The following is a 19262-nucleotide window of genomic DNA, read 5'->3' on the forward strand; positions in this document are numbered from 1 at the left end:
GAGATTCCCATGCGCATCTGGCTCACTGCACCCCTCGCGGCTCTCATGGCAACCACGGCGCACGCCGCCGGCCCTGAAGCCGGACGTTTCTCGATGTCGCTCGTCGGCGGCGTGGACGTGCCGGTCAACGGCGAAGTCCACGACGGGACGGTGGCCGCCGTCCCGGACCTCGGCCTCCTGAATCCTGCACTGGCCGGCGTCGACGCCGAACTGCGCATCGGCGCGCGCGAACATGACCGCATCTACGACCTGGCCGCCACGGTGGGCGTCGAATTCGCCTACGCGTTCGACGACCGCTCCGAGCTGTTCGGACAGGTGCGCCGGACCGAGGCCGACGACGGCACGGTGCAGGTGGGCGGCGCGTTCGTGCCGGCGCTGGCCACCGAACTCCCGGTCTTCGGCACCTTCAGCGACTACAAGGCGGTGTCGGCCGAGATCGGGTACCGCTACTACTTCGGCACGCCCGGCTACGCGCGCCCGTTCGTCGGCGCACGCGCCGGCGCCGCGCGCGTCGACGAGATCCGCGCGACGTTCGAGATTCCCGATGCCGGCATCACCATCGCCGATGCCCCGTTCTACGAATCCGGCTGGTCCGCCACCGGCGGGTTGGACATCGGCGTGATCATGCCGGTCAGCGAGCGCTTCAGCGTCACCCTGGCCAGCGGCGTGCGCTACATCGCCGACCTCAAGGACGACGACAGCGCCATCGGTGGTCTCGGCCTGGCGTCGATCAACGACACCGGCAGCCGGTTCTCCGTGCCGGTCACCCTGTCGGCGCGCTGGGACTTCTGACGTCGACGCCTGCCAGCGCGCGCCGCGCGCTGGCAGGGCGGGGCGTCAGCCGCCGGGCGAAATGCTGCCGCGCACTTCTTCCATCAATCCGACCAGGTTGCCGTCGGGATCGCGCAGGAAGCCGATCCACAGCGCGTGGTCGGGCATCTGCGCGGCGAGTGCGGGTGCACGTTCGGCGGTCGCGCCGCGGGTCACGCACGCCTCGAACGTAGCGACGATGTCGCGCACGCTGAAATACAGCACCGAATTGCACCCGACCTCGCCGGCGCCCTGCGGCGTGCTGAGCATCAGGCGCACACCGCCCGCGTCGAGAAACGCGAGCCCGGGGCCGGCGTGGAACAGGAATTCGAGTGTCAGCACGTCGCGATAGAAACCGAGCGCGGTGTCGACGTCGGAGACCGTCACCGCGACCTGGCGAAGTGCGACCGAAGGCATGGCCTGCATCAGATGCCCTCCGTGGCCGTGGCGACCGGCGCGAAGCGCGGCACCTCGAGGCCATCGACATCGACCGTTTCGACGAACATCGCGTGTGGCCGTACCCACAGCGCGCCTTCGCCATACAGCGGGCGGTAGACCACCACCGGTTCCAGCGTCTCGCTGTGCCGCGCCACGCCGATGACGTCGTAGTCGCGACCTTTGTAGTGGCGATAGCGGCCCGGCGCGAGCGTGGGCAATGCAGGCAGGTCGGACATCGGCGTCTCCGGAGAAAGGGCGAGGATCAGCGGCGTGCGCGCGTGGACACGAGCAGGCCGGACACGTAGACGACCAGCCCGAGCACCACCACGGCGCCACCGACGATGCGGCCCAGATCGCGCGCCTCTCCGTCGGTGGCGAACAGATGGATCGCGGCCAGCACACCCGCACCGATCAGCAGCAGGCAGCGGCCCACCATCACCACCGGCCGGGTGAACCGCCGCTTCGCGTCGTCGATCGCCCGGGTGCGCTGCATCGCTGTCGTCTCGTGTGCCATTCCAGGCGCGAGTTTCGCACGCAGGCGCAGCCGCTGAGACGCCGCCCGCTAGAATCACCGGATGAACCTGTCGCTCGCGCTGCCCGCCCTGATCTTCCTGCTGCTCGTCATCGCCACCGGCCTGCTCGTCGTCCTGGTGCTGCGCCGGCCCGGCCAGGGCGGCGATGCGCTGGAACGCGTGCTGCGCGAGGAACAGCGCGACGGCCGCGGCGAACTGCGCCAGCAGCTCGATGCCGCCGCGGCGGCGCAGGCACAGCGCATCGACGCCTTCGGCGCGCAGCTGCAGGCCGTCGCCGCGCGCACCGACCAGCGCCTCGACGAGTTCACCGTGCGCACCGACGCCCGACTCGACGCGTTCACCCGCACCACCGACGAACGCCTCGGCGTGCTGCGCGCGGCGCTGACCGAGGATGCGCGCAAGACGCGCACCGAAGGCGCGGAACAGCAGCAGCGCTTCGCCGACGCGCTTGGTGCGCGCTTGAACGAACTGACCCAGCGCAACGAACAGCGCATCGGCGAGATGCGCACGACGCTGGAGCAACAGCTGCAGCGCCTGCAGGCCGACAACGCCAGCAAGCTCGACCAGATGCGCGCGACCGTCGACGAGAAACTGCAGACCACGCTCAATACACGCCTCGATGCATCGTTCAAGATCGTGTCCGAGCGCCTGGAGCAGGTGCAGCGCGGCCTCGGCGAGATGCAGCAGCTGGCCACCGGCGTGGGCGATCTCAAGCGCGTGCTGACCAACGTCAAGGACCGCGGCGGCTGGGGCGAGGTGCAGCTGGAAAATATCCTCGAGCAGACGCTCACCATGGAGCAGTACGCACGCAGCGTGCGGGTGCGGCCCGACAGCGCGGAAGCGGTGGATTTCGCGATCCGCCTGCCCGGGCGCGGCGACGACACCGTGGTGTGGCTGCCGGTCGACGCCAAGTTTCCGCGCGAGGATTACGAGCGTCTGATCGATGCGCAGGAGAAAGGCGACCTCGACGCGCTCAAGAGTTCGGCCGCGCAGCTGGAACGGGCCATCCGCGTGCAGGCGAAATCGATCAGCGAGAAGTACGTGTGCCCGCCGCATACGACCGACTTCGCGGTGATGTTCCTGCCGACCGAAGGCCTGTACGCCGAAGTGATCCGCCGCGCCGGCCTGGTCGACCTGCTGCAGCGCGAACATCGCGTGGTGCTCGCCGGCCCGACCACGTTCACCGCCCTGCTCAACAGCCTGCAGATGGGCTTCCGCACGCTGGCGATCGAGAAGCGCTCCAGCGAGGTCTGGCAGGTATTGGGCGCGGTGAAGAGCGAGTTCGGCAAGTTCGCCGGCATCCTGGAAAAAGCCGAGAAGCAGATCACCACCGTCGGCAAGAGCCTGGGCGAGGCCAGTCGCAAGACCCGCACGATCGAGCGCCGCCTGCGCGGAGTGGAATCGCTGCCCGGTCCCGATGCACAGGCGCTGCTGGGCGAGGCGCTGGACGACGCGGCGGGCGACGAGGACGAGGACGCGCCGCAGTCGCCCTGACCGCAGCGGGCGACTGGCGGCCCGGTCTGGCGACGGGTCCATCCGCCGCCCTGGACCGCGTGCCCGTGACCGGTCGTACGGACGCCCGGCCCGCTAACATCGGATCTCTTCCCACGCGCGAGCGCACCTTCATGACCGCACCGCTGACCGACATTCCGCTCACCACCATCGACGGCGACACCACCACCCTCGGCGCCCATGCCGGCAAGGTACTGCTGGTGGTCAACGTCGCATCCAAGTGCGGCCTGACGCCGCAATACGCCGGCCTCGAGGCGCTGTACCGCGAAAAGCGCGATGCGGGCCTGGACGTCCTGGGCTTTCCCGCCAACGACTTCGCCGGCCAGGAGCCGGGCAGCGACGCCGAGATCCAGCAGTTCTGCAGTCTCAGCTACGACGTGAGCTTTCCGCTGTTCTCGAAGATCGCGGTGACCGGCGATGCGATCCATCCGCTGTACGCGGCGCTGACGACGGCGCAGCCCGAGGCGACCGGGGAAGGCCCGATGCGCGAGAAGTTGCGCGCCTACGCGCCGCCGAATCCGGCGCCGGGCGTGCTGTGGAACTTCGAAAAATTCCTGGTCGACCGCCACGGCCACGTCGTGGACCGGTTCGCGCCCGACGTGACCGCGGACGATCCGCGCCTGCGCGCGGCGGTGGAGGCGGCACTGGCAGGCGCGTGAGGGTGGCGCGTCTTCTCCCGCACACGGGGGACTGAGAGCGCGCAAAAAAAGCCCCGCATCCGCGGGGCTTTTGCGATCACTTCAACGACACGCCGCGGGCATCAGTTCGTCGGCGACAGCGGCACCATCGGCATCACGTCGACCGGCACCGTCGGCATCGCGTCGTCTTCGTAGAGGTAGTCCGGCAGCCCGGTTTCGCTGTCGTCCCGATCGGTACGGCGCACCGACTCGATCTGGTACGAACGGCGCTGCATCCATGCATCGCGGATCAATGCGTATTCGTCGGTCGCGCCCTCGCGCATGCTGTCGACAGCGAACAGACGCGTGCGCAGGTCGACCAGCTGCAGGCCCTGCAGGCCGTAGCGCCACGGATCGTCGCCGACCTGACGCAGGGGCGACAGCGGGGCGTCACCGACCAGGCCGAACCCGTCGCGCAAGGTGCGCGGGCCGAACAGCGGCAATTCCAGATAGCGCGAATTGCGCCAGCCCCATACGCCCATCGTCTGGCCGAAGTCGGCGCTCTGGTTGGGAATGTTCGCATCCGTCGCCGGATCGAAGATGCCGCCGATCCCCAGCGTGCTGTTGAGCAGGAAGCGGCCCAGCGACTGGCCCGCGGCCTTGGGCCGACCCTGCAGCAACGCGTTGAGGGCGCTGACCGGCTGGCCGAGATTGCTGAAGAAGTTGGTCACGCCCAGACGCACCGGGCGCGGCACGACCTTGGCGTAGGCCTGGGCCAGCGGCTTGGCGACGCCGCGATCGATCGCGCTGTTGAACGCGAACACCTTGCGGTTGAGCGGCTCCCAGGGGTCGTAGCTGCGCGGCATCTGCGCCGCTTCGGGCAGCGTGGGGTCATAGACCGGGTCGTAGACCGGCTCGCCGTAGAGCGCGGCGTAGTCGAGCTCTGCATCGGTGGGCGTGCCGTTGGCGGGCGCGGCGTCGCCGGACACGCGGGCGGCATCGTCGAGCGCATCGACGACCTCGCCCGAATCGGGCGCAGCCGGCACATCGGCCGCATCGGCGTCCTGCGCGGTCGGCACGCCGGCCGCCGCCGGTGCGGATTGGGGGGCGGCGACCGTATCCGCCACCGGCGGCGCAGGATCACGCACCGCGCCATTGCCGGCACAGGCGGCAAGCGCCACTGCGGCGATCAGCGGGAACAGAAGACGAAACGGGGCAAGGCTCGACATGGTCGGAATCCCGAAGGGGGCCGGAGCGGGCGGAAGATTCACGCGGACACGTAGGCCAGCGTCGGCGTCAAACGGTAGGCGCGGCACAGCTCGGCCAGGCGTGGCGGCGTGCCGTCGATGACCAGGGCGCCTTCGCCGGCAAGCTCGGCCAGCAACGCCAGTCCGGCGCTGTCGAGCGTAGTGACGGCGGACAGGTCCAGCCGCGCGGCGCCCGCGCGACCGGCCTGTGCCTGTGGCCACAGCGCCGGCACCGACGCGGCGACGACATCGCCGGCGAATGCCAGCGCATCGCCATCGCGTCGGACCGAGGCTGCGGCCGCGCCCATCACTCGGCGGTCGCCTGGATCTGGCCGCTGCGAAGTTCGCGCGCGACCTCCGGAATCGACTTGCGCTGCAGCGGCGTGTCGAACTGCTCACGGAACGTGCGCACGAACGAGACGCCCTCCACCATCACGTCGAACACCTTCCAGGTGCCGCCGCTCTGGCGCATCAGGTAATCGACCGGGATCGGCTCGCCGCCGCTGCGCAGCAGTTCGCTCGACACACGCACGCCCAGGCCACGCGGCAGCGGGGCTTCGGACTTGATGCGCACGCGCAGCTGGGTGTTGAAGTCCAGCAGCGAGGAGCCGTACTTGCGCATCAGGTTCTCGGCCAGCGCGTCGCCGAACAGCTTCACGTCGGCATCCGACGCGCCACGGCCATGACGGCCCAGCACCTGGCGCGCCGCGTAGTCGCGGTCGAACACGGCGTTGAACTCGCTGTTGATGAAGGTCTGCAGCGCACCGCGGTCGCGGGTGAACTCGGCGCGGCGCGACTCCAGGGTCTTGAGCACGCGCTCGGTGTTGCCCAGCACCAGCTGGCTGGGCGAGCCCGCCTGCGCGGTGCTGGCAGCGGGGGCGGCGGCCGGCCGGGCCTGCGCGAACGCGGCGGCAGGCAGCACCAGTGCGGCAGCGAGGGCGAGCGGCAGGGCGCGACGGATCAGGGGCATACGGATCATGGAAGAACTCCTTCGTCACTGGGGGGCGCGTCGGGCGACGCGGTGCCGGCTTCGGGCGCGGCTGGCGAGGCAGCGTCGGCGCCTTCGCCGCCGCCACCGAACATGTACTTGCCGACCATCTGCATCAGGTCCACTGCCGGCGAGGTGTAGGCGATCTCCTCGCCCGGCTGCAGCGCCTCGAGATCGCCACCGATCGACAGGCCGAGATAGCTCTCGCCCAGCAGACCCCCGGTGAGGATCGCTGCCGAGGTGTCGGCCGGAATCTCGTTGAAGCGGTCCTCGATCTGCATCGTCACGATCGAGTCGAAGCGCACCGGGTCCAGATCGATGCCGGTCACGCGGCCGATGGTGACGCCGCCGACCTTCACCGGTGCGTTGGGACGCAGCTGGCCGAGATTGCTGAACCGTGCGTTGAGCTCGTACGTGCCGCCGCGGCTGAAGCCGAACTGGCCATTGGTCGAGGCGATCGCCAGCACCAGCAGCGACGCCAGCGCGAGCAACAGGAATGCGCCGACGGCGAATTCGAGACGGGGACCACGGGCGCTTGTCATGGGTGTCACCTTTGCAGCGGACCGCCGGACGCGGCGGTGAAAGAAGGAATCCGCGTTCAGGCCGCCGACATCAGCGGAACAGGAAGGCGGACATCACGAAATTGAACATCAGCACCAGCAGCGAGGCGTTGACCACCGCGCGCGTCGTCGCCACCGAGGTGCCTTCGATCGTTGGCTCGGCGTGGAACCCGACATACGAGGCGACCAGCGCGGCCGTGCCGCCGAACACCGCGGACTTGAGGAACGCGGTCAGGAAATCGCTGCGGAAATCGACCGCGTCCTGCATCGACTGCCAGAACATGCCGTTGTCGATGCCCAGCACCTGCACCGCCTGGAACCAGCTGGCCGACAGCGCCAGGCTGCAGAACAGCGCGGTCAGCAGCGGCACACAGATCACCGCCGCCCAGAAGCGTGGCGCGACGACCTTGGCCACCGGATCGATCGCCATCAGGCCCAGCGCGGTGATCTGGTCGGTGGCGCGCATCAGTCCCAGCTCGGCGGCGATCGAACTGCCGGCGCGCCCGACGAACAGCAACGCGGTCAGCACCGGCGCGAGTTCGCGGTACAGGCCCAGCCCGATCAGCACGCTGACCTGGTTGCTGGCGCCGTAGGTTTCCAGCGCGCGGTAACCCAGCAGGGTCAGCGACAGGCCGACGAAGGCACCGCCGACCGCGATGATCGGCAGGGACCGGCCACCGATCTTGTAGATCTCGCGGACCAGTTCGGAGAAGAAATCGGACGTCGGCTTCGATGCGCGCAGCACCGACAGCGAGAACAGCCCGGCGCGGCCGAGCGAGCGGATCGCAGCGGTCATCGTGCAGCCTCCGTGCGGGCGAGATCGCCGCGGTCGAATGCGATGGGGCCGTCCGGTTCACCGCGCAGGAACTGGCGCACGAGCGGATCGGTCGTGGCCTCGAGCTCGGCCGGCGTGCCCTGGAACACAATGCGGCCGTTGGCGATCACGATGGCGTGGTCGGCGACGGGCAGCGTCTCGTGGACGTGGTGGGTGACGATGATGCTGGTCAGGCCGAGCGAGGCGTTGAGGCGGCCGATCAGGCTCATGATCACGCCCGAGGCGATCGGGTCCAGCCCGGTCAGCGGCTCGTCGTAGATCATCAGCGGCGGGTCCAGCGCCAGCGCGCGGGCCAGCGCAACGCGGCGCGCCATGCCGCCCGACAGCTCGCGCGGATACAGATCACCGGCCGTGCGCAGGCCGACGGCCTGCAGCTTCATCGCCACCAGGCGTGCGATCACCGGCTTCGGCAACTTGGTGTGCAGGCGCAGCGGCAGGGCGATGTTCTCGCCTGCGGTCAGGTCGGTCAGCAGGCCGTTGCCCTGCAGCAGCACGCCGATGCCCTTGCGCAGTTCCAGCAGGTCGCGCACACGGGTCGGCACCGGCTGGCCGAAGACCTCGACGGTCCCCGCCACCGGCACCAGTTCACCGGTCAGCGCCGAGAGCAGCGTGGACTTGCCGCTGCCCGACGGGCCGAGCACCGCGGTCACGCTGCCGCGCGGCACGGAGAGGTCGATGCCGGACAGCACCGTGCGCCCGCCCCGGTCGAGGCGGACATCACGCAGCAGCACGGCAGGGGCGTTGGCGTCGGACATTCGGGAGTCGATACGGAAAAAGCGGTGCAAGGGTTGCGCGCGGCCGGGCCGGCGCGAGCCGCAGAGCATGGCGGCAACACACTGAATCTTAACCCAGTCAGTGAACTGACGAGTACAGAAATTATCCCGGCGGCGGGGCGGAGTGTCCCGCTGGCCCGGCGTCTGCTGCGCGTCCAGGCGCGCATCCGCCGCGTGGCTGCTAGGGCGCGCCGGCGCCCGACACCCTGGCCAGTGCGGCCGCGGCCTGCGTCTGCCGGCGCTCGCTGTAGCGGTCGGTCAGCAGCGCACTGTGGTCGCGCACCAGCCAGGTGAACTTCACCAGTTCCTCCATGACGTCGACCACGCGGTCGTAGTACGCCGACGGCTTCATGCGCCCGGCCTCGTCGAATTCCTGCCAGGCCTTGGGCACCGAGGACTGGTTGGGGATCGTCACCATGCGCATCCAGCGGCCGAGCAGGCGCAGTGCGTTGACCACGTTGAACGATTGCGAGCCGCCGCAGACCTGCAGTACCGCCAGCGTGCGGCCCTGGGTGGGGCGCACGCCGGCGCTTTCCAGCGGCAGCCAGTCGATCTGGTTCTTGAACACCGCGGTCGGCGCGCCGTGCCGCTCCGGGCTCACCCAGACCTGGCCTTCGGACCACAGCGACAGCGCGCGCAGTGCCTGCACCTTCGGGTGCGTGGCGGGCACCGAATCGAGCATCGGCAGGTCGTGGGGATCGAACAGCCGCGTCTCGGCGCCGAACGCCTCCAGCAGGCGCTGCGCCTCCAGCGCCAGCTTGCGGCCGTAGGACTCCGGACGCAGCGAGCCGTAGAGGATCAGGATGCGCGGCGGATGGCCGCCGGCCGGCACGCCGAGTGCGGCCGGGTCGACGGGCTTGAACGCGTCGGGATCGAGATTGGGCAGATCGGATGCCATCGGGTGACTTGTGACCGCCATAAATGTTCGACTATTCTAGAAACATGGAACATAAAGCCGCAACCTCCGCACTCGCCGCCCTCGGCCAGGACACGCGCCTGTCGGTCTTCCGGCTGCTGGTGCGGGCCGGTCGCGCCGGCAAGCTGGCCGGCGACATCGCCGAGGCGCTGGCCCTGCCCGGCGCCACCCTGTCCTTCCATCTCAAGGCGCTGACCGCCGCCGGACTGGTGCGCGGCGAGCAGAGCGGCCGGACCATCCGCTACCGCGCCGAGTTCGACGCGATGAACGCACTGGTCGGCTACCTCACCGAGAACTGCTGCGCCGACGACGCGGGCGACTGCGCGCCGTCCGCTGCCTGCGGGCCCTGATCCATTCCGATACGCAATCCACCCGAGCGCCCGACCCATGACCCGACGCGTCCTGTTCCTGTGCACCGGCAATTCCGCCCGCAGCGTGCTGGCCGAAGCCACCCTCCGCGCCTGGGGCGTGGGCCGCTATGAGGCCTACAGCGCCGGCAGCCAGCCGGCCGGCCAGGTGAATCCCTTCGCGATCGCCCAGCTCGAGCGCGAGGGCTTTCCCACCGACAACCTGCGCAGCAAGTCCTGGGACGAGTTCTCGGCCGAAACCGCCGCGCCGATGGATCTGATCGTCACCGTCTGCGACAGCGCGGCCAACGAGAGCTGCCCGGTCGTCCACGGTGATTTCGTGCGCGTGCACTGGGGCCTGTTCGATCCCGCCGCGGTGACCGGCAGCGACGCCGACAAGCGCGCGGCCTTCGCGCAGGCGCACGCGATCATCCAGAAGCGCATGCGCGCGTTTCTCGACATCCGCGACGCGGTCTGGGCCGACAAGGCCGCGGTCAAGGCGCTGCTCGAACCGATCGCCGACGTCGGATGAGCACGCCCGCGCCTGCGCCCGCACCGGGTCGCCTGTCGTTTCTCGACCGCTGGCTCACGCTGTGGATCTTCGCCGCAATGGCGCTGGGCATCGCGCTCGGCACGCTGTTCGACGGCCTGCCGGACGGATTGAACGCGCTGAGCTGGGGCAGCACCAATGTCCCGATCGCGATCGGCCTGATCCTGATGATGTATCCGCCGCTGGCCAAGGTGCGCTATGCGGAACTGCCGAACGTGTTCCTAGACCGCCGCGTGCTGGCGCTGTCTCTGGTGCAGAACTGGCTGATCGGGCCGTTCCTGATGTTCGGGCTGGCGGTGCTGTTCCTGCGCGACTATCCGGACTACATGACCGGCCTGATCCTGATCGGTCTGGCGCGTTGCATCGCGATGGTGCTGGTGTGGAACCAGCTCGCGCGCGGCGACAACCAGTACGTCGCTGGCCTGGTCGCGTTCAACTCGGTGTTCCAGATCCTGTTCTTCAGCGCCTACGCCTGGTTCTTCCTGAGCTGGCTGCCGCCGGTGTTCGGGCTTCAAGGCAGCGTCATCGACGTCAGCATCTGGACCATCGCGCAGGCGGTGCTGGTGTATCTGGGCATCCCGTTTCTTGCGGGCTACCTCACCCGGCGCTGGCTGGTGCGGTCGAAGGGCGAGACCTGGTACGAGACGCGCTTCCTCCCGAAGATCAGCCCGATCACGCTGGCCGCGCTGCTGTTCACCATCGTCGCGATGTTCAGTCTCAAGGGCGCCGACGTGGTGCGGATTCCGATGGACGTGGTGCGCATCGCGATTCCGTTGACGCTGTATTTCCTGATCCAGTTCGTCACCAGCTTCTGGATGGGCAAGCTGATCGCGAAGGACTATCCGCGCACGACGGCCATCGCGTTCACCGCGGCCGGCAACAACTTCGAACTGGCGATCGCGGTGGCCATCGCGGCGTTCGGTCTCGCTTCACCGGTCGCGTTCGCGGCGGTCATCGGGCCGCTGGTCGAAGTGCCGGTGCTGATCCTGCTGGTGCACGTCGCGCTGTGGCTGCAGCGCCGCTGGTTCGGGGCTGCAACCGCCTGATCGCACACCGGTGCATCACGCACCGCCCCCGGGCGCTGGCGGCGGCGACGCACCGTCGCCGGCGCGCTCGACCAGGCGCATCAGCAGATCGATCTGGGTCTGCTGCTGGTCGAGCAGCCGCATGATCTGCTCGCTGCGCATCGCATCCATCTTCTCGTGCAGCGCCATGATCTCGAGCTCGGCCTTGAGGTTCACCGCGTAGTCGTAGCCCGCCATCTGCCGGTCTTTCGACGCCTGCCGGTTCTGGCTCATCATGATCACCGGCGCCTGCAGCGCGGCGACCATCGACAGCATCAGGTTGAGGAAGATGTAGGGGAACGGGTCGAGCGCATCGGTGCCCAGCGCGCCCGTGTTGAGCACCACCCAGCCGACGAGCGCGGCGAGAAACAGCACAATGAAGGTCCACGAGCCGCCGAACGCCGCCACGCGGTCGGCGAGCGCTTCGCCGAGCGTCGCCTGGTCCAGCAGCTTGCCCGGATCGGTGGACGTCACCCGGCGATCGATCGCCAGCTGCACGATGCCACGCGTGGCCGGGTCGAGTTCCGCACTGGTGCCGCCGAACCAGGTCCTGGCCCGGGCGAGATAGTCGATGTGTGCCTTGGGCTGCATAGTCGCGCTCCGGTGCCGGCATCGCCGGCGGCAGCCGCAGTCTGGCCCTGTCGGGCACGCGCGATGCGAAGTCGCGACAGGCGGTCCGCTTGCACCGTGGCCCGAGGGGCGCGCGCCGCGCGTCGCTAGCCGGCGCGGCACTGTCCGGCGAGGTCGTGGGTCCGGTCGTAGGCGCGCGTGGCGATGTCGAAGAATCCGAGCACCGTCGGGAACAGATCGTCGTGGGCATGCGGTGCGCGCGCGCCGGTGCGGACGCAGGCCAGGTCGACGCCCATCGAGCGCGCCGAGTCCGCTGCGGTCCACAGCACCATCGGCACCTGCAGCTGCTGCGCCGGCGCGATCGCATACGGTGCGCCGTGCAGGAACAGGCCGTACTCGCCCAGCGATTCGCCGTGGTCGGACACGTACAGCAGCGCGCTGTCGCGATCACTGCGCGCGGCCAGCAGGTCGATCAGCTGGCCGAGTACGGCATCGGTGTAGAGGATCGCGTTGTCGTAGGCGTTGACGATCGCCGGCCGCGCGCAGCGCGCCAGATCGGCGCTGGTGCACACGGGCCGGTAGCGCGCGAACGTCTCGGGATAGCGCTCGAAATACGCCGGCCCGTGGTTGCCGAGCATGTGCAGCACCAGCAGCGTGTCGCCCTGGGCGGTGTCCAGACGCTGGCGCAACGCGGTCACGAGCACGGCATCGAGGCAGCGGCCGTCGCGGCAGGCGGCCGGATCGATCGCCGCGGTCATCGTCTGCATGCCGGTCCCCGCGCAGACGCCCTTGCAGCCGGACTGGTTGTCCAGCCAGTCGACGGTGACGCCGGTGCGGGCGACGACGTCGAGCAGACTCTGCTGCGCGCGGATCGCATCGCGGTCGTAGTGCGCGCGGCCGAGCGCGGAGAACATGCACGGCAGGGAGACCTCGGTGCTGCTGCCGCAGGCGGCGACGTCGGGGAAATTGACCACGCCGCGCGCACGCAGCCGGGGCGTCGTGTCGCGCGCATAGCCGTTGAGGCCCCAGTGATCGGCGCGCACCGTTTCGCCGATCACCAGCACCAGCAGGCGCGGGCGGCGCATCACCGGCGTCGTGGTCTGCCGCGCATCGGTGGCCACCGGCCGGCGTTCGCCCGGCGGCACTTCGTCGCGCTCACCCGCGGCGCGCACCGCCGACACCAGCACGTTGCCCGGCGTGATCCGGTAGCGCAGCGCATGGTCGGCGCGGACCAGCGAGAAGATGCCCTGCGACGCACTGCCGAGCGCGCCCGCGGCCAACAGCGCCATCGCCAGCAGGAACACCACGCGGCGCAACGCGGCGCGTCCGAACGTGTCGCGCCGCAGCGGCACCAGCGTCACCAACACTGCCGGCGCGACGCCCTGCAGCAGCACGTGCAGCAGCAGGCCCGCCGACAGCAGCTCCCGGCTTTCGGCCGGATCGGTGCGCAGCACGTTGTGGATCATCTCCACGTCGAACAGCACCGCGTAGTGCGTGGCGAAGAACGATGCGAACGCGGTCACCACCAGCAGCACGCACAGCACCGGCTTCAGCGCGCGACCGAATGCGAACAGGCCGAACAGCAATGCGTGCAACGCGACGAGTGCGACGCCGAACGCGACCTGCACGCCCGGCGCCGCGCCGGCGACGTGCAATGCGTGCCAGAACGTCGCGTTCGCACTGACGATGCACCAGGCCGCGACCGCGACGATCAGTCCTTCGGGCGGTCGCGGCCGCAGCAGCGCCGCACGCAGACGCGACCGCGCGTCGCGGGTAGCGCCGCGCAGGGCGATGGCGTCGCTGCCGGGCGATGCGGCGGGCGTGCCGTGCACTGCCGGCGGCCCGGCCCAGACCGGCGTCGCGCCACGTGCGTGCGCGGGTGTCCGCGGCACGTGCCGCACGCCCGGTGTCCATCCCTGTCCCTGCATCGCCACGGCGCCCGCGTCATGCCGGACCGTCCCGGCGTGCGCAGGCTCGCGGCGTGCGCGTCGGAAAGCCGTGGGAATGCCGTTGCGCAGACCTTAATCCGCGGCCGGCCACCGGTCGTCGTTCCGACAGTTCTCCGACATCGCCGCGCCCAGCCTGCGCTCGGCATCACCGGCCGCGCGTGCCGGTGTGCGTCCATCAGGAGGTCCGACGATGTCCCGTTCCGTTCCGCGCGCCGTGTCCGGTCTCGCGCCATTCCTGCGGGTGTTCGTGGCCGGCCTGGCGCTGCTGTCCGCCTCGCGCCTGGCGCTGTCGCTGTGGCACGCCGACGCGGTCGAGGCCGCGGACGGCTGGACGCCCGTCCTGGTGCAGGGCCTGCGCGTCGACGTGGCGACGATGTGCATGTTCCTCGGAGTGGCCGCCGCACTCTACCTGCTGCTGCCCGTCGGCCTGCGCACGCGTCGAGGCGTCCGCGCGGTGTTCGCCGGCTGGCTGACGCTGGCGCTCGTGCTACCGCTGACGCTGGAACTGGCCACGCCCGCCTTCATGCACGAGTACGGCCTGCGGCCCAACCGCGTGTTCGTCGAATACCTGCTGTATCCGCAGGAGATCGCGTCGACGCTGGGCAAGGGCCATCTGGCGAGCAGCCTCTTGACGCTCGCGTTGAGCGTGGCCGCTGCGCTGCTGGGCTACCGCGTGATCCGTCGCGCGCTCGCGCGCGTCGACGACGCCGGTGGCGACTGGGCGCTGCGCGCGGGTCTCGCGGTGCTGGTGGTGGCGCTGTCGGCGATGGGCATCCGCTCCACGCTCGGCCACCGGCCGATGAATCCGTCGCTGCTCGCGTTCTCCGGCGATGCCACCGTCAACACGCTGCCGCTGAACTCGTTCTATTCGGTCGCGTTCTCGATCCGCGACCTGCTGCGCGACGATCCCGGCGCGCGACTCTACGACACCGCCACGCCGGATGCCGCGGTCGCCGCCTACATGCACGCGCGCACCGGCACGTCGGTCGCGGCGTCGGCGTCCGCGCCGGTGCTGGTCGAACACGCGCCGGCCTATACCGGGCGGCCGCGCAACCTGGTCATCGTGCTCGAGGAAAGCCTGGGCGCGCAGTTCGTCGGCAGCCTCGGCGGCCTGCCGCTGACGCCGAACTACGACCGCCTCGCCGCGCAGGGCTGGGCCTTCGACCGGCTCTACGCGACCGGCACGCGCTCGGTGCGCGGCATCGAGGCGGTGATCAGCGGCTACACGCCGACGCCGTCGCAGGCGACGGTCAAGCGTCCGCGTGCACAGGGTCAGTTCTTCACCCTGGCCAGCGTGCTCGCCCGCCACGGCTACGACACCACGTTCTACTACGGCGGCGAGAGCCACTTCGACAACATGCGCGGCTTCCTGCTGTCGAACGGCTTTTCGCGCATCGTCGACCGCCAGGATTACGACGCGCCGGCGTTCGTCGGCTCGTGGGGCGTGTCGGACGAAGACCTGTTCGACCACGCGCACGCCGAATTCACCCGGCTGCAGGCGGCGGGCACGCCGTTCCTCGGCTTCGTGTTCACCTCCAGCAACCACGATCCCTTCGAGTTCCCCGACGGTCGCATCCAGCTGCACGATGCGGAGAAGGCCACGCGCAACAACGCCGCCAAGTACGCCGACTACGCGCTGGGCCGTTTCATGGACCAGGCGAGGGCGTCGTCCTACGCCGACGACACCGTGTTCCTGGTCGTCGCCGACCACGACTCGCGCGCGTTCGGCCGCACGCTGGTGCCGGTGGACAACTTCCACATCCCCGGGCTCATCCTCGCGCCCGGCCTCGCCCCGCGGCGCGACGACCGTCTGGTGAGCCAGATCGATCTGGGACCGACGCTGCTGTCGCTGGTCGGCATCGACGATCCCACGCCGATGATCGGGTCCGACCTCACGCGCTCGGGCGGTCCGGGCCGCGCGCTGATGCAGTACGACCAGAACTTCGCCTACATGACCGACGACGCGATGGTGGTGCTGCAGCCGGCGCAGGCGCCGCTCGCGTTCGAGCGCCGTGCCGACGGCGCGCTGCTGCCGCAGGCCAATGCCCCGCCGGGTCTGGTCCGCGATGCGACGATGCACGCGCTGTGGGGCACGCTGGCCTACGAGCACGGCTGGCACAGCCTCCCCGACGCACGCGTCGATGCCGGGACGGGACGCGTGCTCAGCGCCGCGCGTGCGCGCTGAGCGCCGTCCAGCCCGGCCAGTACCGGGCGACGCCGATGGCCACGCTGGCACACACCGCGAGCGCCCACACGTCGTGGGACAGGAAATGCGCGCCGCGCAGCTGCTGGGTCACGCCGAACACCGTGCCCAGGATCAGGCCGACGGCCAGACCCCAACCGCGCCAGCGCGGCGCGGCATGGCCGAGCGCGAAGTACAGGCCGACCCAGGCATAACCGGCGCCGGCATGGCCGGCCGGAAAGCAGGCGCCCGCGCCGGCGAACGGCAGCGCCCAGTCGCGCGTGCCGCCGTAGCGCAGCAGATCCCAGGGACAGTCGACGCCGGTGATCCGTTTGAGCATGGCGACCAGCACCGCGCACAGCCCCACGGTGACCAGCAGATAGCCGGCCGCGCTGCGCCAGCGCGCGGACAGCACGTGCAGGCGCCGGTCGAGCAGCAGCACCGCGGCCAGCGCCGCCCCGGCCAGCACGGTGAGCAGGCGACCGCCCTCGTGCAGCAGGCGCGACGTCCACCACGCCTCGCGCCAGGCCCAGCGACCGCCTTCCCAGGCATACACCCGGTCGGCCAGCCACTGGTCGACGCCGAGGCCCTGCAGCGGCACCGTCAGCGCGAGCGCCGCAGCGAGCATCGCAGCGATCGCGGGCCAGCCGTCGAGACGCCGGACGGCCGGCCAGTCGGTGGCGCGCACGCTCACCACGGCACGCAGGCCCAGACCGCGCCGTGCAGCAGCAGGCTCACCGTCACCGCGGCCGAGCCCGCGTCCTTGGCCTTGCCCGACAGCGGATGCCGCTCGGCGCCGATCCGGTCGATGGCCGCTTCGATCGCGGTGTTGAGCAGCTCGACCACGAACACCAGGCCCAGCGTCACCAGCAGCAACGCGCGCCACGACGGCGCGGGCACCAGCAGCCAGATCGCAGGCACCACGACCAGTGCAAGCAGTGCTTCCTGCCGGAACGCGGCTTCGCTGCGCCAGGTGTCGCGCAGGCCACGGCGCGAATGGCCCAGCGCCGCGATCAGGCGCGACACGCCGGTCGGTGCAGATCCGGTGGAGGTGGAGATCGACATCGCAGGCTCCGGCCGGCGGAGCGGCGCCGGCGCGGCCCGCAGCGTCGCGGGCGCAGTGTCGGAACGCGGTCGGAGATTCCTTCGCGGCGCATTAAGCGCGCGCGGGCGCCGCGGAGTCGTCTGGCGGCGCAGCGCGGCCGCGCGCATGCTAGGTCGCGATCGCCCTGCACGGACCGCCATGCGCCTGCTCATCGTCGAGGACCACGCGCCCCTGGTCGCCAGCCTGTTCGCCTATTTCGAAGCGCGCGGCGCGCAGCTCGACGCGGCGCCCGACGGCGTGGTCGGCCTGCACCTGGCGGTGACCCAGACCTTCGACGCGATCGTGCTCGACTGGATGCTGCCGCGCATGGAGGGCCCGCAGGTGCTCCAGACGCTGCGCGAGCACGGCATCGACACGCCGGTGCTGATGCTCACCGCGCGCGACCAGCTGCCCGACAAGCTCACCGGGTTCCGCGCCGGCGCCGACGACTACCTCACCAAACCCTTCGACCTCGCCGAACTCGAGGTCCGCCTGCTCGCGCTGATGACCCGCGCACGCGGCCGCAGCGCTGCGCGGCATCTGCAGGTCGGCGACCTGGCCTTCGATCTGGCCACGCTGGACGTGCGCCGCGGGGGCCGCCTGCTGCACCTGTTCCCGGCGTCGCGGAAACTGCTGCAGGTGATGATGCAGGCCAGCCCGTCGGCGGTCAGCCGCCGGCAGCTGGAGTACGCCCTGTGGGGCGACGAGCCGCCCGACGGCGACATGCTCCGCTCGCACATCTACGAGCTGCGCCGCAGCGTCGACGGCGACCAGCCGGTCAAGCTGATCCACACCATTCCGCGGGTCGGCTACCGCATCGCCCTGGAGCCGGACACCGATGGCGCGGCGCACTAGTCTCGCCCGCCAGATCACGATCGCGGTCGTCGGCTACGCGGTGCTGCTGAGCATCGCGCTGTTCACCCATGGCGTGCTGGTCAACGAGAACGCCGAGCGGATGGTCTGGCAGGCGCTGCTCGATACCCAGCTGACCGAGATCCTCGAGCGACGCCACCAGGAACCGGGGTATGCCTGGCGCAACAACGGCCGCTTCGACCTGCACCCGCTCGACGATCCGCGTGTCGAGGTGCCCGCGGTGTTGCGGCCGCTGACCCCCGGCCTGCACGACAGCGTCTTCTACGGCGACAACGAATGGGCGGTGCTGGTCCGCGACACCGACGACGGGCGCCAGGCGCTGGCGCTCGACATCGACGGCTTCGAGGACCAGGAATGGGTGCTGATGCGACCCGTGCTCGCGTCCTCGCTGCTGGTGATGCTGCTGCTCGGCGTGGCCGCGTACTTCGGCGCGCGCGTGCTGACGCGGCCGCTGCGTGACCTCGCCGCGCGCATCGGGGCGCTGTCGCCCGACCGCCACGGCCAGCGCATCGAGCTGCCGCCACGCGCGAGCACGGAACTGGCGGTGATCGCCAGCGCGCTCGACGATTACCTCGCCCGCAACGAGCAGTTCGTCGATCGCGAACGCGCCTTCATCGACACCGCCAGCCACGAACTGCGCACGCCGCTGTCGGTGATCCGCAGCGCCAGCCAGATCGCGCTGACGGGGCCGCGCACGGCCGACGCGATGGCCCTGCAGCTCGCGCGCATCGCGCGCACCACGCAGGAGGTCGAGCACCTGATCTCGGTGCTGCTGGTGCTGGCCAAGGATCCCGCCCGCGCGCTCGCGGGCGCCGAGCCCCTGCATCTCGAGACCCTGCTGCCCGACATCGTCGACGACCATCGTCCGCTGGCGGCGGGCAAGGACCTGCAGCTCGTCGTCGATGCGCCGGCGCCGGCCACGGTGCTCGCGGCGGAGGCCGTGGTGCGCATCGCGATCGGCAACTTGGTGCGCAACGCGATCGAGCACAGCGACCGCGGCACGATCGACATCCGTCTCGAACCCGGCGGCCGCGTGGTCATCCGCGACCCCGGCCACGGCATGACCCCCGACGAGATCAGCGCGCTCTACGCGCGCCTCGCGCGCGGTGGCGGGCGCAGTGCGGGCATCGGCCTGGCCCTGATCGCGCGGCTCAGCGAGCACCTGGGCTGGCAGCTCGACATCGCCTCCGATCCCGACCGCGGCACCGTCGCCAGCCTGGTGCTGCCGACGCAGGAAACCGGCCGGGCGCCGCGTCCCGGCTGAAGCCCCGGCATCCGCGCCGCGCCGACTAGGGCGGGCCCTAGCTGTGGGGTGGCCCGGCCGCGCGTAGATATGCCGGACTGCCGCCGCGACGTCCGCGGGGAGGATCTGTTGCCATGAACATGCCGGTCGAACCCACCCGCGACTACACCC

At 70.5% G+C, this 19262-nt stretch carries 23 protein-coding genes; 9 read left to right on the forward strand and 14 right to left on the reverse strand.

Annotated elements, in window-relative coordinates:
- Window positions 1-9: 9 nt before the first annotated feature.
- A complete protein-coding gene (locus CURTO8I2_RS15250; RefSeq protein ID WP_159682088.1) occupies window positions 10-792 on the forward strand; it encodes a hypothetical protein in 783 nt (260 codons plus the stop codon).
- A gap of 45 nt (window positions 793-837) precedes the next feature.
- Here the strand turns inward: CURTO8I2_RS15250 and CURTO8I2_RS15255 are convergent, their stop codons facing one another.
- The 3 genes from CURTO8I2_RS15255 to CURTO8I2_RS15265 are packed head-to-tail and all read right to left on the reverse strand — an operon-like array spanning window position 838 to window position 1741.
- Window positions 838-1236: a VOC family protein gene (locus CURTO8I2_RS15255; RefSeq protein WP_159682089.1), complete on the reverse strand. Its 399-nt coding sequence runs from the start codon at window positions 1234-1236 to the stop codon at window positions 838-840.
- Window positions 1236-1484, reverse strand: a complete 249-nt coding sequence (locus CURTO8I2_RS15260; protein ID WP_159682090.1) for a DUF1653 domain-containing protein — start codon at window positions 1482-1484, stop codon at window positions 1236-1238. The genes CURTO8I2_RS15255 and CURTO8I2_RS15260 overlap by 1 nt, the downstream gene beginning before the upstream one ends.
- A gap of 26 nt (window positions 1485-1510) precedes the next feature.
- On the reverse strand, window positions 1511-1741 hold the full coding sequence (locus CURTO8I2_RS15265) for a hypothetical protein (RefSeq protein ID WP_159682091.1): 231 nt from the start codon (window positions 1739-1741) through the stop codon (window positions 1511-1513).
- An 82-nt stretch (window positions 1742-1823) separates the two neighbouring features.
- On the opposite strand from CURTO8I2_RS15265, the gene rmuC reads away from it, so the two are divergent.
- Together rmuC and CURTO8I2_RS15275 are read left to right on the forward strand one after the other, a co-directional pair.
- Complete coding sequence (rmuC, locus tag CURTO8I2_RS15270) at window positions 1824-3275, forward strand: DNA recombination protein RmuC (protein ID WP_159682092.1); 1452 nt, start codon at window positions 1824-1826, stop codon at window positions 3273-3275.
- 131 nt (window positions 3276-3406) lie between these two features.
- Entirely contained in the window at window positions 3407-3952 is a 546-nt protein-coding gene (locus CURTO8I2_RS15275; protein WP_159682093.1) for a glutathione peroxidase, read from the forward strand.
- A 101-nt stretch (window positions 3953-4053) separates the two neighbouring features.
- Here the strand turns inward: CURTO8I2_RS15275 and CURTO8I2_RS15280 are convergent, their stop codons facing one another.
- The 7 genes from CURTO8I2_RS15280 to arsH all read right to left on the reverse strand — a co-directional run bounded on the left by CURTO8I2_RS15280 (window position 4054) and on the right by arsH (window position 9211).
- Window positions 4054-5139, reverse strand: a complete 1086-nt coding sequence (locus CURTO8I2_RS15280) for a VacJ family lipoprotein (protein WP_159682094.1) — start codon at window positions 5137-5139, stop codon at window positions 4054-4056.
- 38 nt (window positions 5140-5177) lie between these two features.
- A complete protein-coding gene (locus tag CURTO8I2_RS15285; protein ID WP_159682095.1) occupies window positions 5178-5465 on the reverse strand; it encodes an STAS domain-containing protein in 288 nt (95 codons plus the stop codon).
- A complete protein-coding gene (locus tag CURTO8I2_RS15290; RefSeq protein ID WP_159682152.1) occupies window positions 5465-6127 on the reverse strand; it encodes an ABC transporter substrate-binding protein in 663 nt (220 codons plus the stop codon). The genes CURTO8I2_RS15285 and CURTO8I2_RS15290 overlap by 1 nt, the downstream gene beginning before the upstream one ends.
- A 5-nt stretch (window positions 6128-6132) precedes the next feature.
- Window positions 6133-6687, reverse strand: coding sequence for an outer membrane lipid asymmetry maintenance protein MlaD (gene mlaD, locus CURTO8I2_RS15295; RefSeq protein ID WP_159682096.1), 555 nt, complete (start codon window positions 6685-6687; stop codon window positions 6133-6135).
- A 70-nt stretch (window positions 6688-6757) separates the two neighbouring features.
- Complete coding sequence (locus tag CURTO8I2_RS15300) at window positions 6758-7501, reverse strand: MlaE family lipid ABC transporter permease subunit (protein ID WP_159682097.1); 744 nt, start codon at window positions 7499-7501, stop codon at window positions 6758-6760.
- Window positions 7498-8295, reverse strand: coding sequence for an ATP-binding cassette domain-containing protein (locus tag CURTO8I2_RS15305; RefSeq protein ID WP_159682098.1), 798 nt, complete (start codon window positions 8293-8295; stop codon window positions 7498-7500). The genes CURTO8I2_RS15300 and CURTO8I2_RS15305 overlap by 4 nt, the downstream gene beginning before the upstream one ends.
- A 199-nt stretch (window positions 8296-8494) precedes the next feature.
- On the reverse strand, window positions 8495-9211 hold the full coding sequence (gene arsH / locus CURTO8I2_RS15310) for an arsenical resistance protein ArsH (protein WP_159682099.1): 717 nt from the start codon (window positions 9209-9211) through the stop codon (window positions 8495-8497).
- A 44-nt stretch (window positions 9212-9255) separates the two neighbouring features.
- On the opposite strand from arsH, the gene CURTO8I2_RS15315 reads away from it, so the two are divergent.
- From CURTO8I2_RS15315 to arsB, 3 genes are read left to right on the forward strand one after another with little or no spacing between them, the layout of a single operon-like run.
- Window positions 9256-9579, forward strand: a complete 324-nt coding sequence (locus tag CURTO8I2_RS15315) for a metalloregulator ArsR/SmtB family transcription factor (RefSeq protein WP_159682100.1) — start codon at window positions 9256-9258, stop codon at window positions 9577-9579.
- A gap of 37 nt (window positions 9580-9616) precedes the next feature.
- On the forward strand, window positions 9617-10108 hold the full coding sequence (locus CURTO8I2_RS15320; RefSeq protein WP_159682101.1) for an arsenate reductase ArsC: 492 nt from the start codon (window positions 9617-9619) through the stop codon (window positions 10106-10108).
- Window positions 10105-11172 carry an ACR3 family arsenite efflux transporter gene (gene arsB, locus CURTO8I2_RS15325; protein ID WP_159682102.1) on the forward strand — a complete coding sequence of 356 codons (1068 nt, stop codon included), beginning with the start codon at window positions 10105-10107 and terminating at the stop codon, window positions 11170-11172. The genes CURTO8I2_RS15320 and arsB overlap by 4 nt, the downstream gene beginning before the upstream one ends.
- Before the next feature lie 15 nt (window positions 11173-11187).
- On the opposite strand, the gene CURTO8I2_RS15330 is transcribed toward arsB, so the two are convergent.
- Window positions 11188-11781, reverse strand: coding sequence for a DUF1003 domain-containing protein (locus CURTO8I2_RS15330; protein WP_159682103.1), 594 nt, complete (start codon window positions 11779-11781; stop codon window positions 11188-11190).
- 125 nt (window positions 11782-11906) lie between these two features.
- Window positions 11907-13661: a phosphoethanolamine--lipid A transferase gene (locus CURTO8I2_RS15335; RefSeq protein ID WP_159682104.1), complete on the reverse strand. Its 1755-nt coding sequence runs from the start codon at window positions 13659-13661 to the stop codon at window positions 11907-11909.
- Window positions 13662-13899: 238 nt separating this feature from the next.
- On the opposite strand from CURTO8I2_RS15335, the gene CURTO8I2_RS15340 reads away from it, so the two are divergent.
- Window positions 13900-15894, forward strand: coding sequence for an LTA synthase family protein (locus CURTO8I2_RS15340; RefSeq protein ID WP_159682105.1), 1995 nt, complete (start codon window positions 13900-13902; stop codon window positions 15892-15894).
- Here the strand turns inward: CURTO8I2_RS15340 and CURTO8I2_RS15345 are convergent.
- The gene (locus tag CURTO8I2_RS15345) at window positions 15872-16585 is read right to left on the reverse strand and encodes a phosphatase PAP2 family protein (protein WP_159682106.1); all 714 of its coding nucleotides are present in this window, start codon (window positions 16583-16585) and stop codon (window positions 15872-15874) included. The genes CURTO8I2_RS15340 and CURTO8I2_RS15345 overlap by 23 nt on opposite strands.
- Complete coding sequence (locus CURTO8I2_RS15350) at window positions 16582-16956, reverse strand: diacylglycerol kinase (protein WP_159682107.1); 375 nt, start codon at window positions 16954-16956, stop codon at window positions 16582-16584. Before CURTO8I2_RS15350 ends, CURTO8I2_RS15345 begins: the two co-directional genes overlap by 4 nt.
- Window positions 16957-17134: 178 nt before the next feature.
- On the opposite strand from CURTO8I2_RS15350, the gene CURTO8I2_RS15355 reads away from it, so the two are divergent.
- Window positions 17135-17830 (forward strand): response regulator transcription factor, encoded by a 696-nt coding sequence (locus CURTO8I2_RS15355; protein ID WP_159682108.1) that lies wholly within the window; start codon window positions 17135-17137, stop codon window positions 17828-17830.
- The gene (locus CURTO8I2_RS15360) at window positions 17814-19112 is read left to right on the forward strand and encodes a HAMP domain-containing sensor histidine kinase (RefSeq protein ID WP_159682109.1); all 1299 of its coding nucleotides are present in this window, start codon (window positions 17814-17816) and stop codon (window positions 19110-19112) included. Before CURTO8I2_RS15355 ends, CURTO8I2_RS15360 begins: the two co-directional genes overlap by 17 nt.
- Window positions 19113-19262: the final 150 nt, after the last annotated feature.

The organism is Luteimonas sp. 9C (assembly GCF_902506295.1).
Lineage (GTDB): Bacteria > Pseudomonadota > Gammaproteobacteria > Xanthomonadales > Xanthomonadaceae > Luteimonas.

Coding starts and splice junctions, on each gene's coding strand:
- CURTO8I2_RS15315 (WP_159682100.1), top strand. CDS start 9,256: ATGGAACATAAAGCCGCAACCTCCGCACTCGCCGCCCTCGGCCAGGAC.
- CURTO8I2_RS15350 (WP_159682107.1), bottom strand. CDS start 16,956: ATGTCGATCTCCACCTCCACCGGATCTGCACCGACCGGCGTGTCGCGC.
- CURTO8I2_RS15320 (WP_159682101.1), top strand. CDS start 9,617: ATGACCCGACGCGTCCTGTTCCTGTGCACCGGCAATTCCGCCCGCAGC.
- CURTO8I2_RS15330 (WP_159682103.1), bottom strand. CDS start 11,781: ATGCAGCCCAAGGCACACATCGACTATCTCGCCCGGGCCAGGACCTGG.
- CURTO8I2_RS15265 (WP_159682091.1), bottom strand. CDS start 1,741: ATGCAGCGCACCCGGGCGATCGACGACGCGAAGCGGCGGTTCACCCGG.
- CURTO8I2_RS15340 (WP_159682105.1), top strand. CDS start 13,900: ATGTCCCGTTCCGTTCCGCGCGCCGTGTCCGGTCTCGCGCCATTCCTG.
- CURTO8I2_RS15305 (WP_159682098.1), bottom strand. CDS start 8,295: ATGTCCGACGCCAACGCCCCTGCCGTGCTGCTGCGTGATGTCCGCCTC.
- CURTO8I2_RS15280 (WP_159682094.1), bottom strand. CDS start 5,139: ATGTCGAGCCTTGCCCCGTTTCGTCTTCTGTTCCCGCTGATCGCCGCA.
- arsH (WP_159682099.1), bottom strand. CDS start 9,211: ATGGCATCCGATCTGCCCAATCTCGATCCCGACGCGTTCAAGCCCGTC.
- rmuC (WP_159682092.1), top strand. CDS start 1,824: ATGAACCTGTCGCTCGCGCTGCCCGCCCTGATCTTCCTGCTGCTCGTC.
- CURTO8I2_RS15300 (WP_159682097.1), bottom strand. CDS start 7,501: ATGACCGCTGCGATCCGCTCGCTCGGCCGCGCCGGGCTGTTCTCGCTG.
- CURTO8I2_RS15355 (WP_159682108.1), top strand. CDS start 17,135: ATGCGCCTGCTCATCGTCGAGGACCACGCGCCCCTGGTCGCCAGCCTG.
- CURTO8I2_RS15260 (WP_159682090.1), bottom strand. CDS start 1,484: ATGTCCGACCTGCCTGCATTGCCCACGCTCGCGCCGGGCCGCTATCGC.
- CURTO8I2_RS15360 (WP_159682109.1), top strand. CDS start 17,814: ATGGCGCGGCGCACTAGTCTCGCCCGCCAGATCACGATCGCGGTCGTC.
- CURTO8I2_RS15255 (WP_159682089.1), bottom strand. CDS start 1,236: ATGCAGGCCATGCCTTCGGTCGCACTTCGCCAGGTCGCGGTGACGGTC.
- CURTO8I2_RS15250 (WP_159682088.1), top strand. CDS start 10: ATGCGCATCTGGCTCACTGCACCCCTCGCGGCTCTCATGGCAACCACG.
- arsB (WP_159682102.1), top strand. CDS start 10,105: ATGAGCACGCCCGCGCCTGCGCCCGCACCGGGTCGCCTGTCGTTTCTC.
- CURTO8I2_RS15285 (WP_159682095.1), bottom strand. CDS start 5,465: ATGGGCGCGGCCGCAGCCTCGGTCCGACGCGATGGCGATGCGCTGGCA.
- CURTO8I2_RS15290 (WP_159682152.1), bottom strand. CDS start 6,127: ATGCCCCTGATCCGTCGCGCCCTGCCGCTCGCCCTCGCTGCCGCACTG.
- mlaD (WP_159682096.1), bottom strand. CDS start 6,687: ATGACAAGCGCCCGTGGTCCCCGTCTCGAATTCGCCGTCGGCGCATTC.
- CURTO8I2_RS15275 (WP_159682093.1), top strand. CDS start 3,407: ATGACCGCACCGCTGACCGACATTCCGCTCACCACCATCGACGGCGAC.